Source organism: Erythrobacter donghaensis, from assembly GCF_001557325.1.
Classification (GTDB): domain Bacteria; phylum Pseudomonadota; class Alphaproteobacteria; order Sphingomonadales; family Sphingomonadaceae; genus Erythrobacter; species Erythrobacter donghaensis_B.
On the sequence record NZ_LSJS01000065.1, the window covers coordinates 1 to 13,667 of the forward strand.

Annotated in this window: 14 protein-coding genes and 1 pseudogene; 3 read left to right on the forward strand and 12 right to left on the reverse strand. The window is 67.8% G+C overall.

Translation table 11 applies throughout. The features are described 5' to 3' along the window. Positions 1 to 492: pseudogene (locus tag AX692_RS02950) on the reverse strand (hypothetical protein); the annotation flags it as partial. A gap of 266 nt (positions 493 to 758) precedes the next feature. Between AX692_RS02950 and AX692_RS02955 the strand changes: the two are divergent. The 3 genes from AX692_RS02955 to AX692_RS02965 are packed head-to-tail and all read left to right on the forward strand — an operon-like array spanning position 759 to position 4,995. Then, a complete protein-coding gene (locus AX692_RS02955; protein WP_073973639.1) occupies positions 759 to 2,477 on the forward strand; it encodes an ABC transporter transmembrane domain-containing protein in 1,719 nt (572 codons plus the stop codon). A gap of 2 nt (positions 2,478 to 2,479) precedes the next feature. Then, positions 2,480 to 3,520 carry an HlyD family secretion protein gene (locus AX692_RS02960; protein WP_073973638.1) on the forward strand — a complete coding sequence of 347 codons (1,041 nt, stop codon included), beginning with the start codon at positions 2,480 to 2,482 and terminating at the stop codon, positions 3,518 to 3,520. Further along, complete coding sequence (locus AX692_RS02965) at positions 3,517 to 4,995, forward strand: TolC family protein (RefSeq protein WP_155645009.1); 1,479 nt, start codon at positions 3,517 to 3,519, stop codon at positions 4,993 to 4,995. Before AX692_RS02960 ends, AX692_RS02965 begins: the two co-directional genes overlap by 4 nt. A 25-nt stretch (positions 4,996 to 5,020) precedes the next feature. Here the strand turns inward: AX692_RS02965 and AX692_RS02970 are convergent, their stop codons facing one another. The 11 genes from AX692_RS02970 to rpsU form a co-directional block, all read right to left on the reverse strand. Then, positions 5,021 to 5,617: a hypothetical protein gene (locus tag AX692_RS02970; RefSeq protein WP_073973637.1), complete on the reverse strand. Its 597-nt coding sequence runs from the start codon at positions 5,615 to 5,617 to the stop codon at positions 5,021 to 5,023. After that, positions 5,617 to 6,867 (reverse strand): M48 family metallopeptidase, encoded by a 1,251-nt coding sequence (locus AX692_RS02975; protein WP_155645011.1) that lies wholly within the window; start codon positions 6,865 to 6,867, stop codon positions 5,617 to 5,619. Before AX692_RS02975 ends, AX692_RS02970 begins: the two co-directional genes overlap by 1 nt. Next, positions 6,864 to 7,670 (reverse strand): hypothetical protein, encoded by an 807-nt coding sequence (locus tag AX692_RS02980; RefSeq protein WP_073973635.1) that lies wholly within the window; start codon positions 7,668 to 7,670, stop codon positions 6,864 to 6,866. Before AX692_RS02980 ends, AX692_RS02975 begins: the two co-directional genes overlap by 4 nt. Before the next feature lie 119 nt (positions 7,671 to 7,789). Beyond that, positions 7,790 to 8,257, reverse strand: a complete 468-nt coding sequence (locus AX692_RS02985; protein WP_073973634.1) for a tRNA (cytidine(34)-2'-O)-methyltransferase — start codon at positions 8,255 to 8,257, stop codon at positions 7,790 to 7,792. Positions 8,258 to 8,261: 4 nt separating this feature from the next. Beyond that, positions 8,262 to 8,954, reverse strand: coding sequence for a hypothetical protein (locus AX692_RS02990; protein ID WP_073973633.1), 693 nt, complete (start codon positions 8,952 to 8,954; stop codon positions 8,262 to 8,264). 1 nt (position 8,955) lies between these two features. Beyond that, a complete protein-coding gene (gene gatB, locus AX692_RS02995; RefSeq protein WP_073973632.1) occupies positions 8,956 to 10,452 on the reverse strand; it encodes an Asp-tRNA(Asn)/Glu-tRNA(Gln) amidotransferase subunit GatB in 1,497 nt (498 codons plus the stop codon). Beyond that, the gene (locus tag AX692_RS03000) at positions 10,449 to 10,607 is read right to left on the reverse strand and encodes a glutamyl-tRNA amidotransferase (protein WP_230959620.1); all 159 of its coding nucleotides are present in this window, start codon (positions 10,605 to 10,607) and stop codon (positions 10,449 to 10,451) included. Before AX692_RS03000 ends, gatB begins: the two co-directional genes overlap by 4 nt. Further along, a complete protein-coding gene (gene gatA / locus AX692_RS03005) occupies positions 10,604 to 12,085 on the reverse strand; it encodes an Asp-tRNA(Asn)/Glu-tRNA(Gln) amidotransferase subunit GatA (protein ID WP_073973630.1) in 1,482 nt (493 codons plus the stop codon). The genes AX692_RS03000 and gatA overlap by 4 nt, the downstream gene beginning before the upstream one ends. Before the next feature lie 125 nt (positions 12,086 to 12,210). After that, the gene (gene gatC / locus AX692_RS03010; protein ID WP_073973629.1) at positions 12,211 to 12,513 is read right to left on the reverse strand and encodes an Asp-tRNA(Asn)/Glu-tRNA(Gln) amidotransferase subunit GatC; all 303 of its coding nucleotides are present in this window, start codon (positions 12,511 to 12,513) and stop codon (positions 12,211 to 12,213) included. Positions 12,514 to 12,527: 14 nt separating this feature from the next. After that, positions 12,528 to 13,148: an FKBP-type peptidyl-prolyl cis-trans isomerase gene (locus AX692_RS03015; protein WP_073973628.1), complete on the reverse strand. Its 621-nt coding sequence runs from the start codon at positions 13,146 to 13,148 to the stop codon at positions 12,528 to 12,530. 199 nt (positions 13,149 to 13,347) lie between these two features. Then, a complete protein-coding gene (gene rpsU / locus AX692_RS03020; RefSeq protein ID WP_017664771.1) occupies positions 13,348 to 13,554 on the reverse strand; it encodes a 30S ribosomal protein S21 in 207 nt (68 codons plus the stop codon). Between the last annotated feature and the right edge of the window lie 113 nt (positions 13,555 to 13,667).

Genomic DNA, 13,667 nt, shown 5'->3' on the forward strand with positions numbered 1-13,667 from the left:
GCCACCCGCGATCACCACCCGCGACAAGCCCCTCCCCGACGCGCGCAAGCCGGCAAGGCGCTCCACCAGGGCCCCGATCGGGCGCACCTCGAGAAGTCTCGGGTCGTCGCCCAGCAACCGCGCGCCCTGCGCTTCGCCGCCGGTGTCGAAGCTGGCGATGGTGAAGGCGATCTCGCGCCCGCTCGCAGTCGTGACCAGCCGCGCCTCCGGGTCGAGCGCGGCGCATTTGTCGAGAACCAGCTCGGCCCCCGCACGCGCCGCCAGCGCGGCAAGATCGACCAGCCCGTCGCCTTGTCCGTGCTGCCCCGCGAGCCAGCCGGGCACCATGCCCGAATAGCGCAGGGCCGGCTCCGGCGTCAGCAGGACGGCGCGCGCGGCTTGCGGAACCCCGCGCGCGATCCAGTCGGCCAGCACCGAGACATGCGCATGCCCGCCGCCCACAAGCAGCACATCGGCGGCATTCCGCGCAGGTTCGGTCGGCGAGCCGGTCATCACCCCTGCTTCATTGCGCGCGGTTCATCTGCCCGCAAGCTTTCCGCGCTATCGCAGATCACGATACTTTATTACCTCTCATTACTTGCCAACCCCTGTATCCTCAAGAATTTGCACATATTGTGACGCGCGGAACCCGCAAGGCCCTGAACCATTGTTCGGTTGCGGCGCGGGACGGTTGCAATAGAGGCAAGAGACGTCGGCGGCAGCAGGCCCCCGCGGATCGCATCGCAAGGCACACGGGGTTTCGCAACGGAAAGGCTGACATGGCAGGGGAAGGCCAAAGTTACGGCGCGAAAATCTCGCTGGCGAAGTTTTTCAGGATCTTCTTCGACATCCTGAAGCCGGAAGCGAACTTCTACTGGCTGGCGGCGGTCTACGGCGTCGGCATCAGCCTGCTGAGCCTCGCGACGCCGATTTCGGTGCAGATGCTGATCAACACCATCGCCAACACCGCGCTCACCGCGCCGCTGGTGGTGCTCTCGCTCACGCTGTTCGGCCTGCTCACCATCTCGGTGCTGCTCTATGCCTTGCGCGTCCACCTGATGGAGATCTTCGCCCGCCGCTTCTATGCGCGCATGGTCGCGGAGATCGCGCTGATTTCGGTCTATGCCCAGAACCCGTTCTTCTCGGACGCCAAGAAGGGCTCGCTGTTCAACCGCTATTTCGATGTCGTCTACGTCCAGACCGCGATCCCGATCCTGATGATCGGGGGCTTCACGACGCTGCTGCAGATCGCGGTCGGATTCGTGCTGGTGAGCCTCTACCACCCCTATTTCCTCGGCTTCACGCTGGTGATGATCGCGCTGATCTGGGTGGTGTGGCTGGTGTGGGGCGCGCGGGCGCTGCGCACCGGGGTCGATCTCAGCCATGCCAAGCACGCGACCGCCGCCTGGCTCGAAACGCTCGGCCACTCCAACGGCTTCTTCAAGTCGCAGCGCCGGATCGACTACGCGCTCGACAAGACCGACGATTTCACGAGCGCCTACGTCAACGACCGGCGGCGCCATTTCCGCCATCTGTTCGCCCAGACCCTCGCCTTCCTGCTGATGTATGCCGCAGCCAGCGCCGCGCTGCTCGGGCTGGGCGGCTGGCTGGTGATCCAGAATGAGCTGACGCTGGGCCAGTTGGTCGCGGCCGAGCTCGTGCTCTCGGCCGCCTTCATCGGGGTCTCGCAGCTCGGCAGCTACCTCAACTACTTCTACGACCTGTTCGCCGCGGTCGAGGAAATCTCGCAGTTCTACGACGTCGAGCAGGAACAGCCCAAGGGCGCCGATCCCTTCGACGGGCCCGACCACACCATCGTGATGAAGGGCGTCAAGGGCCGCGCGCGGCACGAGGACGTGCAGTTCGATCTCGAGATTCCGGCCGGTGCGATCATCATGGCCGCCGCCAGCCACCACGGGGTGCAACGCCTGTTCACCAACCTGCTCAAGATGCACGTCCTTCCGCAAGGGGGCATCGCCACGCTGGGCGGCATCGACATGAAGGCGATCGAGGCGCACCACCTGCGCAAGAACGTCCACGTGCTCGACCGGCCGAGCATCGTCGAGATGACGATCCGCGAATACCTCGCCCTGTCCTGCCCCGACACCGCCCCGCAGCGGATGCTGAGCGCGCTGGAGACGGTGGGCCTCGCCGGCACGATCGCGACGCTGGAAAAGGGGCTCGACACCCCGCTCGCCTCGACCGGCTATCCGCTCTCGGCGGTCGAGCTGCAACAGTTGAAGCTCGCCAACGCCCTCCTCGAACGCCCGCGCATCCTGGTGCTCTCGCGCCTGTTCGACCTGCTCGAGCCCGAACCGATCGAACGCGCCGTCGCCGAACTGCGCGCGCAGGCCTACACCACGGTGATCTACTTCTCGGGCCGCCGCATCGACCTGGGCTTCGACCGCTTCCTCTATCTCGAGGCCCACCAGCAGCGCAGCTTTGCCACCTTCGACGAATTCGCCGCCGCCACCGGCATCGCGGCGCAGGGGAACTGATCATGGCGACGCTCAAGGAAGACATGGCCCACTTCACCACCCTCGCCTCGATCCGGGTGCCCAAGGTGATGCGCGTGGTGTTCTTCATGATCCTCGCCGCGATCATCATCACGGTCGCCTTCCTCATCTATGTCCCCTGGGTGCAGACCACCTCGGGCACCGGCGTGGTGACCACGCTCAGCCCCAACGAGCGCCGGCAGGACATCAACGCGCTGGTGCCGGGCCGGATCGAGGAATGGTACGTGCGTGACGGCTCCTCGGTGAAGAAGGGCGATCCGATCGTCCGCATCGCTGACATCGATCCGCAGCTGATCGAGCGCCTCCAGGCCGAGCGCGAACAGGTCTCCCTGCAACTCGAGGCCGCCAAGCGCGCGCTCGCCACCGCGCAGATCGACGAGCGTCGCAGCCGCGAACTGTTCGAAGCAGGGCTCGCAGCCCGGCGCGATTTCGAGCAGGCGCAGATCCGCATCGCCGAGCGCGAGGGCCAGGTCGCCGCCGCGCAGGCCGCATTGAACCGCGCCGACGTCAACCTCTCGCGCCAGTCCTCTCAGATCGTGCGCGCCCCGCGCGACGGTTTCATCCAGAGCCTCAATGCCGGCGATGCCGCCACCTATATCAGCGCGGGCGACGTGCTCGCGACCTTCGTGCCCAAGGGCGCGGTACGGGTGATCGAGATCTTCATCGACGGGCGCGATGTCGCGCTGGTGCGGCCCGGTGATCAGGCGCGCATCCAGTTCGAAGGCTGGCCGGCGGTGCAGTTCTCCGGCTGGCCCTCGGTCGCGGTCGGCACCTTCGGGGGCCGGGTGATCACGGTCGACCAGTCGGCGCAGGTCGACGGGCGCTTCCGCGTGCTGATCGCCGAGGAAAAGCTCGATGGCTACGGCTGGCCCGAGGAACGCTACGTCCGCTTCGGCGCGGCGGTGCAGGCCTGGGTGCTGCTCGAGACCGTGCCGGTCGGCTACGAGATCTGGCGCCAGCTCAACAACTTCCCGCCGCAGCTGCCGGCACCCGAAAGCAGCGGCCAGAACGGGACGCCCAAGTGACACACAGGCGAAGACCCGGACTGCTGCTGGCGGGGGCGGCGCTGGCGCTGGTGTGCGCCGCGCCCGCGCCCGCGCAGGACATCGTGCCCAACGCCGAACCGCTCGAAGCCGCGCTCAGGAACGGCCCGCTCACGCCCGACGAGGTGCTGCGCTCCTCGGCGCTGACCTTCCCGCAGGTGCTCGAGGCCTTCGAGCGCGAGGCCGCCGCGCGCGCCGACCAGCTCGGCGCGGACGGCGCTTTCGACCTGATGCTGAAGGGCGAGTATTACGACCGTCTCTCCGGCACCTTCTCGGGCGGCTTCGCCAAGGCCGAAGCGCGCCAGCCGCTGCGCCCGCTGGGCGCCGAGGTGTTCGGCAGCTACCGCCTGTCGGACGGGCGCTTCCCGATCTACGAGAACATCAACAACACCAACCAGGCGGGCGAGGTGAAGATCGGCGCGCTGCTATCGCTGCTGCGGGGCCGCGACATCGACAGCCGCCGCTTCGCGATCGAGGACACCCGCCTCGCAGCCAGCCAGGCGCAGCTCGATGTGCTGCTGGTCAAGCTCAACGTCCAGCACGAGGCGCTGCGCGCCTATTGGCGCTGGGTCGCGGCGGGCGAGGAGATCCGGGTGTTCGAGGAACTGCTCGAAATCGCCGAGGCGCGGCAGGTGGGCCTCACCCGCGAGGTGGGCGAGGGGGCGCGCGCCCGCATTGCACTGACCGAGAACGAGCAGAACCTGCTGCGCCGCCGCACGCTGCTGGAACAGGCCCGGCGCGACTTTCTGACCGCGTCCAATTCGCTCGGCTTCTACCTGCGCGGCGAGCGCGGCGAGATGGTGGTGCCGACCCGCGAGATGCTGCCCGATCTGGCGCTGATGCGAGCGGTGGCGCGGCCCGAGGTGCTCGCCGCGACGCCGGTGAGCGAGGTGATCCGGAACCGCCCCGAGCTCCAGACCTTCAAGCTCGCGCTCGAACGCGCGACCAACCGCGTGGCGCTGCGGCAGAACGACCTGCTGCCCTCGCTCAACGCGTCGGTCGAGCTGTCGCGCGATTTCGGTGCGGTCGGCGATGGCGGGCCGACCTTCGATTCGACCGACACCGTGGTCGGCGTGACCTTCTCCGTCCCGCTGCAACGCCGCACCGCGCGCGGGGCGCTGCAACGCGCCGAGGCCGAGCTGCGCGAGACCGAGCTGCGCCAGCGCCGCATCACCGACCAGATCACCACCGATGTCGCCAACATCCTCGCCAATCTCGGCGCGGCGATCAAGCTCGCCGAGCTTGCCGATGCCGAGGTCAAGCAGGCCAACGCCATGGTGCAGGCCGAGCGCACCCGCTTCCGGCTGGGCGCGGGCGAGTTCTTCCTCGTCAACGCGCGCGAGGAGACCGCCGCCAACGCCCAGATCAACGCGATCCGCGCCGAGCTCGCCGGGCGGCTGGCCGAAGCGAGCTACAACGCGGCGACGATGAACTTGCGGGCGCTGGGGCTGGAGTAGCCCCGAAGCGCCCCGCGCGGGTGGATCAGAACGTCACGCTCGCCATGATCTTCTCGACCTCGGCCTGGTCGCGCTCGAAGAAGTGGGTCGCGGGCGCGAGGAAGCTGATCAGGTAGAGCTGCCCCTTGACCATCGTCCCGACCGCCACCCCGCGGCGCTTCAGCGGGCTGCCCTCGACCGAATATTCGAAGGTGAACTTGACCGCGTCCTGCCCGCCCATCTTGGCGGGCTCGACCGAGGTCATCTGGAACACCGAGGTGTTGAGCACCAGCCGGGTCGAGCTTTCGTAGAACTCGGGGATCTCGGTCAGATCGAGCTTGGCCGACAGCTTGGGGAGCGGGCGCTCCTTCTTCTGGGTGTCCTTGTAGAGCGTCATCCCGGCGGGCAGGCCGGTGACGAAATAGAGCTCGTTGAGGTTGGTGCCGTCGCGCGTCCAGACCTCGCCCTGCTTGACCGGGCGCACGCTCCAGCGGTTCCACCTTTCCGACGGGGTGACCTTCATCGCGCTCTTGCCGACCGCGACGGGCTGGCCCTGTTCGACAAGCTTCCACCCGGCAAGCACCGGCGCGGCGGGAAGCGCGACCAGTGCCGCGGCAAGGGCAAGGACAGACAGCCTCTTCATCATTCAACTCCTGCTAGGGTGCTTACCATGGCGCGATCGGGCGCATCGGGGACGCGGCCGAGATATTCGCGGAAATCGGCGCGGGCCTCTTCGGCGCGGCCCGCCTTGCGCAGCGCGTAACCACGCCCGCGCCACAGCTCGGGCAGATCGCCCCCGCGCGCGATGGTGTCGGAATAGAACCCGACCGCCGCCTCGGCATCGCCCGGCGCGCCGCGACGACGGTGGAACTCGGCGCGGGCAAAGCCGCTCCACGGCGTCCAGCCGTTGGCCTTGTCGATCGAATCGATCAGGAACAGGCTGCCGCCGTCGTCATTGAGCTTCAACTGGTCGTCGAGGAACTGCGGCCACCATGCCGCCAGCCGTTCGCGGTAGCGCTGGTCGCCGCTCTCGCCCCCGGGGGCAGTGCCGAGCTGGGCAATCGCGGCGCGCAGGTAATCGACCCGCGCCTGGCTTGGCGGGTGGGTCGCGAACAGCCCGGCCTTGGCCTTGCGCTTGTCCTTGTCGCGCCCGCGCGCCACCAGCGTCGCATCGCGCTCGTCGAGCATCTGCTCCCAGATCAGCGGCACCTGCGCCGGGTCATAGCCCGCCGCGGTGATCAGCGCGAGGCCGTCACGGTCGGCCTCCTCCTCCATCTCGCGCGAGAAGGCGAAGATCGATTCGAGCAGGCCGATCGAGATCAGCGCGCCGATCCCGGTGAAGGACAGGAAGGCGGCGGCGTTGCTCTTTTCCTTGGCCTGACGGAACAGCTGGAGCGAGTGGCGGCGCTTGAAGTGGGCGAATTCGTGGCCGAGCACCGCGGCGAGCTGCGCCTCGTTCTGGGCGCGCAGCAGCAGCCCGGACCATACGGTCATCACCCCGTTGGGCGCCATGGTCGCGTTGAAATAGGGCGAGCGCAGGACGTAAAGCCGGATGTTGGCGCATTCCGGCCCCACCGTGCGGCACAGCACCTCGCGCAGATAGGCGTTGAGCTCGGGATCGCGGATCACCTGCTTGGAAGTTCTGAGCGAGCGTTCGGCCTCGGCCATCTGGTGCCACAGGCCGCGCTCCAGATCGTCGGTCGGCTGGTAGGGGCCTTCGAACTCGTCGCTCGCGGGCACCGGGGCAGGCGCGGGCGCGGGCGCGTCCTGCGCGGCCGCGACCGGCGAGGCCGCAGCGAGCAGGCCCGCAAGGGCAAGCCGCAAGGGCAGCAGGCGGCGCGGTGTCACGCCGCCCGGAGCGGCCTTGGGCCGCTCCGCGCGTCGCCTTCTCACTTGGCCTTTTCCGCCGGGCCGAAGCCGGCGCGCAGCGGGAAGCCGTCGAGCAGCTGGCCGACGCGCTTTTCGGCGCCGTCCACCTCGCGCGGGTCACCGCCCATCGCAAGGTCGGTGTTGAACCACACGACATTGCCGGTCTCGAGCTCGACGAGGCCGGCATAGCCGACATGGATGCCCGAGGGCACGAGCACGCACACCCCGATCAGGCAGCCGAGCATCCCTGCCGCCTGCGCCGCCTTGCGCCCGCTGTCGCCATAGGCGTCGTTGGTGAAGACGAACATCGCGTAGTCCGCGCCGGTCGCCTCGCGCAGCTGGGCGGTGCCCGGCCCGAGCGTCCAGTCGAGCTGGTTGACCTTGCGCGGGCGCGCGCTGGGCACCTTGGGATCGGTGACCAGCTTCTGCTTGGTGGCAAGGCTGTCGCCGACGGTGACGTGGGTAAAGATCGAGGCCGACACCGCCTCGAACAGCGCGCGGTACTCGGTCAGCACCTCGGCGTTCGCGCCTTCGAGCTCGTCAACGAATTCGAGGCTCGCGTTGAGCGCAGCGGCACGCTCGATCAGCTTGGCCTTGATGTTGGTGCGCGCGGTCTCGGTCCAGTCGGCATTGGGCTCGACGATCCCGCCGGCCTTCTGCGAGCCGACGCTGACGTCGGGGCGGAACACCACGATCTTCATGCTGCCATCGGCGGGGAAGACGAAGCCCTCGCGAGTGGTGTCCCCGGCCATGGCCGGTGCCGAGAAGGCAAGCATGCTGGCCCCGGCAAGAGCGATCACGCCCGCACGCACATTCTTCAAAATCATCGATTGCGCCCCTGAACTGATAGTCGGATACTGAATATCAGACGATTTTCGGCCCGCAACGGTTTTGGCAAGGACAAGCAATTTTCGACAAGGCGGGCGACAGGCGCGCCACAGGGCGCTCAGAACTTCCCCCTGAGCGCCTGATAGGCCGCCGCCGCGACAGTGTTGGCAAGGTTCAGCGAGCGGATCACCTCCGACCGCATCGGCAGCTTGAACAGGCGGTCGGCGTGGGCTGCGATGATCGGCTTCGGCAAGCCCTTCGTCTCCTGCCCGAAGACGAGGAAGGCATCGTCCGGGTATTCGGGCTCGTAGAAGCTCCTCGCGCCGAATTCCTCGAACAGGAACAGCTGGTCGGGCCGGGGCTCGCGCGCTTCGAGGAAGGCCTCCCAGCTGGCATATTCGGTGAGCCGCACGTGCGGCCAGTAGTCCAGCCCCGAGCGTTTCACCCGCTTGTCGTCGATGGTGAACCCGAGCGGGTGGATCAGGACCAGCTCCATGCCCAGCGCCACGCAGGTGCGCCCCACCGCCCCGGTGTTGCCGGGGATCTCGGGCTGGACGAGGACGATGGCGAGTTTGGGGGCGGTCATGGCCTCACACCAGCTCGATCCGCGTGTGCCGTTCGATCCGGTGCGCATCGACCAGCCGCGCGCCGTTGGGCTCGGGCATGGCGGAGAGCGCGAGGATCTCGGCAAAGCGCTGCCACAGGTCCTCGGTCCGGCTGCGCGCGCCGATCGCATCCTTGCGGGGCACGTTCTTGCGGGCGATGGCATCGACCAGCGACCACACCGTCTCCCATTCGAGCCAGTAGCGCCCGCGGTCGGCGATCATCATGATGAAGCAGGCGACGCCGACCACGGCAAAGGCCTCGACACCGATCAGCCACCACACCAACGGGCTGCCGACCAACCCCATGATCCATCCCACGCAGCCGACATAGCCGAACGACACGATCGGCATGGCAAGCCCGTTCTCGCGCGCGAGGCGCTTGCTGAGCCGTGTCGGCGACATCCGGGTGAGGTCTTTCAGGCGTGTCGAAGGCGTGATCCGCACCCCGGGCTTCAGCCGCTCGAACTGGCCGCGCAGGCGGAAGAACAGCATCGCGGTGTCGCACCGGTCCCCCGCCTCGCGCCCCGCGCGGCGGTACATCACTTCCTCGAACAGGTCCTCGGCGGTGTAGAACACGTCGAAACCGTCGAGCGAGCCGGCCCCGAAGCTGCGCCCGAGCAGATCGAGCGTGACTTCGGTAAACTCCTCCCGCTCGATCCGGATCGCCGCGTGGGCCAACTTACCCCAGCTTGGCTTTGAGCAGCTGGTTGACGAGCTGCGGGTTGGCCTTGCCCTGCATCGCCTTCATCGTCTGGCCGACGAAGAAGCCGAACAGCGCTTCCTTGCCGGCGCGGTACTGTTCGACCTTGTCGGCGTTGGCGGCGATGATCGCGTCGACGGCGGCCTCGATCGCGCCGGTGTCGGAGACCTGCTTCAGGCCTTCCGTATCAGCGACCTCGTTCGGATCGCGCCCCGTCCTGAGGACAATTTCAAAAATCTCCTTGGCCTGCCCGCCGCTGATTTCGCTCTTGTCGGCCATGGCGAGGATGCTCGCCTGCGCGCTCGCGGTGGCATTGGCCGGATCGCCCTCGTCACCCAGTGCCTTCATCACCCCCGGCGCGACCGAGAGCGACCAGTTGGCGACCTGCGTCGCCACGGCGGGTTCATCCTTGCCGGTGGCCTTGGCGGTCTCCGCCAGCAGCGTTTCGAACCGCGCGAAGGTTTCCACCTCGGCGGTCAGCTCGCGGGCGTTGTAGGGGGTGAGGCCGAGCACCTCGACATAGCGCTTGCGCTTGGCGTCGGGCAGTTCGGGGAGCGAGGCGCGGCATTCGGCAAGGAAATCTTCCTCCAGCACCAGCGGCAGCAGATCGGGATCGGGGAAGTAGCGATAGTCGTGCGCGTCTTCCTTGCTGCGCATCGTGCGCGTGGTGCCGGTGCCGGGGTCGAACAGGCGGGTTTCCTGCACGATCGTGCCGCCCGCCTCGAGTACATCGACCTGCCGCATCGCCTCGTGCTCGATCGCCTGCATGACGAAGCGGACGGAGTTCACGTTCTTGGTCTCGGTGCGGGTGCCGAAGGGTTCGCCCGGACGGCGCACGCTGACGTTCACGTCGGCGCGCATCGAGCCTTCCTCCATGTTGCCGTCGCACGAGCCGACGTAGCGCAAAATCGCGCGCAGCTTCCGAAGGTAAGCCCCGGCCTCGGCGGGCGAACGCATGTCGGGGCGGCTGACAATCTCCATCAGCGCCACGCCCGAGCGGTTGAGGTCGACATAGGACATGGTCGGGTGCTGGTCGTGCATCAGCTTGCCCGCGTCCTGCTCGACGTGAATGCGCTCGATGCCGATGACCTTGTCGGCCTCGATCCCGGCCTTCTCGTCCGCCTCGATCAGCAGCGAACCTTCGCCCACAAGCGGGTGATAGAGCTGGCTGATCTGGTAGCCCTGCGGCAGGTCGGCGTAGAAGTAGTTCTTGCGGTCGAACCGGCTCCACGCGTTGATCTGCGCCTCGATCGCCATGCCGGTGCGCACCGCCTGCCGGATGCACTCGCGGTTGGGCACGGGCAGCATCCCCGGCATCGCGGCATCGACGAGGGAGACCTGCGCATTGGGCTCCGCGCCGAAGGCGGTGGCGGCGCCGCTGAACAGCTTGGCGTTGGAGGTGACCTGCGCGTGGACCTCGAGGCCGATCACGACCTCCCATTCGCCCGTGGCACCCTGGATGCGGTAGTTGCTCATTGCTTGTCCTCGTCCTCGATCACCTTACCGTCCGGCCCGAAGCGCAGCTCGCCGTGATCGACGTTCTTTCTCACCCAATTGGCGACCATGAAGGTCACCGGCACCGCGAGGGCGATGCCGATACCGGCAAGCCACAGCGCGGGATCGGCGGTCACCACCACTTCTCCGGCTTGGCGGTGAAGCCTGCGCGTTGCTGGATCGCGAGACCCGCATTCAGCACGCCCTGCTCGTCGAACGGGCGGCCGACCAGCTGGAGGCCCAGCGGCAGGCCATCGGCGTTGATCGTCGCGGGCACGCTCATCGCGGGGAGCCCTGCGAGGCTCGCGGGAACCGCGAAGACGTCGTTCAGATACATCGTCAGCGGGTCTTCGTTCATCGAGCCGAGCGGGAACGAGGCCGTCGGCGTGGTCGGCGCGAGGATCACGTCGCACTCCGCAAACGCCCGCTCGAAATCGCGGGCGACCAGCGCGCGCACCTTCTGCGCCTGCGTGTAATAGGCGTCGTAGAAGCCCGCCGAGAGCACGTAGGTGCCGATCAGGATGCGGCGCTTGACCTCGTCGCCGAAGCCGGCGGCGCGGGTGGCGGCGTACATGTCCTGGAGGCCGACGCCCTCGGGAAGGTCGCGCAGCCCGTAACGCACCCCGTCATAGCGGGCGAGGTTCGAGGAGGCTTCGGCGGGAGCGACGATGTAGTAGGCGGGCAGCGCATATTTGGTGTGCGGCAGCGAGACGTCGACGATCTCGGCGCCCGCGTCCTTGAGCCACGCCTTGCCCTGCTCCCAAGAGTCGAGGATCGCCTGATCGGTGCCCTCCATCCGGTATTCGCGCGGGATGCCGACCTTCTTGCCCCTGAGGTCGGCGTTCAGAGCGGCCTCCCAATCGGGCACGGGCATGTCGAGGCTGGTCGCGTCCTTGGGATCGAACCCCGCCATCGCGCCGAGCATGATCGCGCAATCCTCGACCGAGCGCGCCATCGGCCCGGCCTGATCGAGGCTCGAGGCGAAGGCAACGATGCCCCAGCGCGAGCAGCGGCCATAGGTCGGCTTGATCCCGCAGATGCCGGTGAAGGCGGCCGGTTGCCGGATCGAGCCGCCGGTATCGGTGCCGGTGGCGGCAGGCGCAATCCGCGCGGCGACCGCGGCGGAGGAACCGCCCGAGGAGCCGCCGGGGCTCATCGGCTGGTTGCTGTCGGCCTTGCGCCACGGCGAGGACACGTTGCCGAAATAGGAGGTCTCGTTCGAGGAGCCCATCGCGAACTGGTCGAGATTGAGCTTGCCCAGCATCCCGGCGCCCGCGTCCCATAGCTTCTGCGAAACCGTGCTCTCGTAGCGCGGGGTGAAGCCTTCGAGGATGTGGCTCGCTGCGGTGGTCTGCACGCCGTGGGTGGCGAAGAGGTCCTTCATCCCGATCGGCACGCCCGCCATCGCCCCCAGCGCCTCTCCCGCGGCGCGCGCGGCGTCGACCCTGTCGGCCGCGGCGAGCGCATGGTCGGGGGTGGTGACGATGAAGGCGTTCAAGGCGGCAGCCTCGGCCACGGCGGCGTTGAAGCCTTCCGCCACTTCGCGCGCGGTGAAATCGCCCTTGGCGACACCGTCGCGGATGTCCTTTACGCCGAGAGAGGTGAGGTCAGTCATTGGTTCCAACCGTTCGCCCTGAGCCTGTCGAAGGGCCGTCCTTCTTGAGGCGCAGGATCAGAAAAGAAAATACGCAGGCTTCGGCAAGCTCGGCCCGAACGGGAGAGGGGGATGCCCCTTCCCCCTTACTCGATCACCTTGGGCACGCCGAAGAAGCCGTGCTCGGCCGCGGGCGCATTGGCGAGCACGTCGTCGCGCTTGCCGCCGCCGGTCAGCGGGTCGGCGTCGACCACGTCCTCGCGCAGGCGCAGGGTGTTCGGGATCACCGCCGCCATCGGCTCGATCCCGGCGGTGTCCACCTCGCCCAGCTGCTCGACCCACTGGAGGATGCCGTTCAGTTCCGGCACCATCTGTTCGAGCGCTTCGTCATCCATGCGGATGCGGGCGAGCGACGCGATCTTGGCGACGGTTGCCTTGTCGACCGACATGACGCCTGCGCCCCTTACTGGCCCGGCGCGGCCTGCGGGGCCCCGTCCGGAGCCGCGCCGCCAGCACCGCCCGGCGCGCCGCCGGCACCGCCCTGCGGGCCGCCCATCTGCGCCTGCATCTGCTGCTGGAGGATCTGGAAATTGCGCTCCACCGCGGCGCGGGTCATGATGCCGGTCACCTCGATGTCGAATTCGAGATCGGCATTGGCCGGGATCGACGAGCCCTGCGGCGGGGTCGCGCCGTAGCCGAGTTCGGCGGGGATGAAGATCGTGTACTTGCCGCCCTTCTGGACGTTCTTGAGGCCCTCGTAGAAGCCCGGGATGATCTGGCCTTCCTCGAACAGCAGCGGGGTGCCTTCGGGGAACAGGCCCTGCACCGGGAAGGGGCTTTCCTGCGCGTCCTGGAACACGGAGCCGTCGGCGGCAAGCTTGCCGGTGTACTTGACGAAGATCACCTCGCCCGGCTTGGGGGTGGGGCCGGTGCCGGCCTGCACCACATCGACATCGAGCCCGCGCGGCACGGCCGCCCAGGCGAGGCCGGCGCCGACCAGCACGGCGAGGATCACCCCGATCCACAGCTTGGTCAGCGAGCCCTTGGCGACGGGCTGGATAGGAACGCGGGTAATCTCGGTCATGGTGATGTCCTGCTGGTCACGGCGACGCGACGGTGAAGAGTGACGACAAAAGGGCGCGGGTTTGATGCCGCGCCCTGATGGCTGATCGGAAAGGGTGTTTCAAGCGGATACCTATCGGGTTTACCGCTTGGGGCACGAGATCCCCGCTTTCGCGAGGATGACGCAAACCTGAGCGCCGCTTGCGCGGCTGAGGTTTACGTCACTTGCTCCCGTCGCGCTCCATCCGCTTGCGCTCCATCTTGCGGGCGCGGCGAACGGCGGCGGCCTTTTCGCGGGCGCGCTTTTCCGACGGCTTCTCGTAGTGGCGACGCAGCTTCATTTCGCGATAAACGCCTTCGCGCTGCAGCTTCTTCTTGAGCGCGCGCAGGGCCTGATCGACATTGTTATCGCGAACCATGATTTGCATAAACGACGACTACCTCATGTCCAAACGCCCAGAGCCCCGCATGTGATTCTGCGCGGGGGTGCGCGGTGAATTTCCAATGAAATGCGGGCGATTCCCGAGGGGAGCCGCCCTTC

What these genes read in the sequence shown, in the direction of transcription:
- AX692_RS02955 (WP_073973639.1), top strand. Translation starts at nt 759, where the DNA reads ATGGCAGGGGAAGGCCAAAGTTACGGCGCGAAAATCTCGCTGGCGAAG.
- AX692_RS02960 (WP_073973638.1), top strand. Translation starts at nt 2,480, where the DNA reads ATGGCGACGCTCAAGGAAGACATGGCCCACTTCACCACCCTCGCCTCG.
- AX692_RS02970 (WP_073973637.1), bottom strand. Translation starts at nt 5,617, where the DNA reads ATGAAGAGGCTGTCTGTCCTTGCCCTTGCCGCGGCACTGGTCGCGCTT.
- AX692_RS02980 (WP_073973635.1), bottom strand. Translation starts at nt 7,670, where the DNA reads ATGATTTTGAAGAATGTGCGTGCGGGCGTGATCGCTCTTGCCGGGGCC.
- AX692_RS02985 (WP_073973634.1), bottom strand. Translation starts at nt 8,257, where the DNA reads ATGACCGCCCCCAAACTCGCCATCGTCCTCGTCCAGCCCGAGATCCCC.
- gatB (WP_073973632.1), bottom strand. Translation starts at nt 10,452, where the DNA reads ATGAGCAACTACCGCATCCAGGGTGCCACGGGCGAATGGGAGGTCGTG.
- gatA (WP_073973630.1), bottom strand. Translation starts at nt 12,085, where the DNA reads ATGACTGACCTCACCTCTCTCGGCGTAAAGGACATCCGCGACGGTGTC.
- gatC (WP_073973629.1), bottom strand. Translation starts at nt 12,513, where the DNA reads ATGTCGGTCGACAAGGCAACCGTCGCCAAGATCGCGTCGCTCGCCCGC.
- AX692_RS03015 (WP_073973628.1), bottom strand. Translation starts at nt 13,148, where the DNA reads ATGACCGAGATTACCCGCGTTCCTATCCAGCCCGTCGCCAAGGGCTCG.
- rpsU (WP_017664771.1), bottom strand. Translation starts at nt 13,554, where the DNA reads ATGCAAATCATGGTTCGCGATAACAATGTCGATCAGGCCCTGCGCGCG.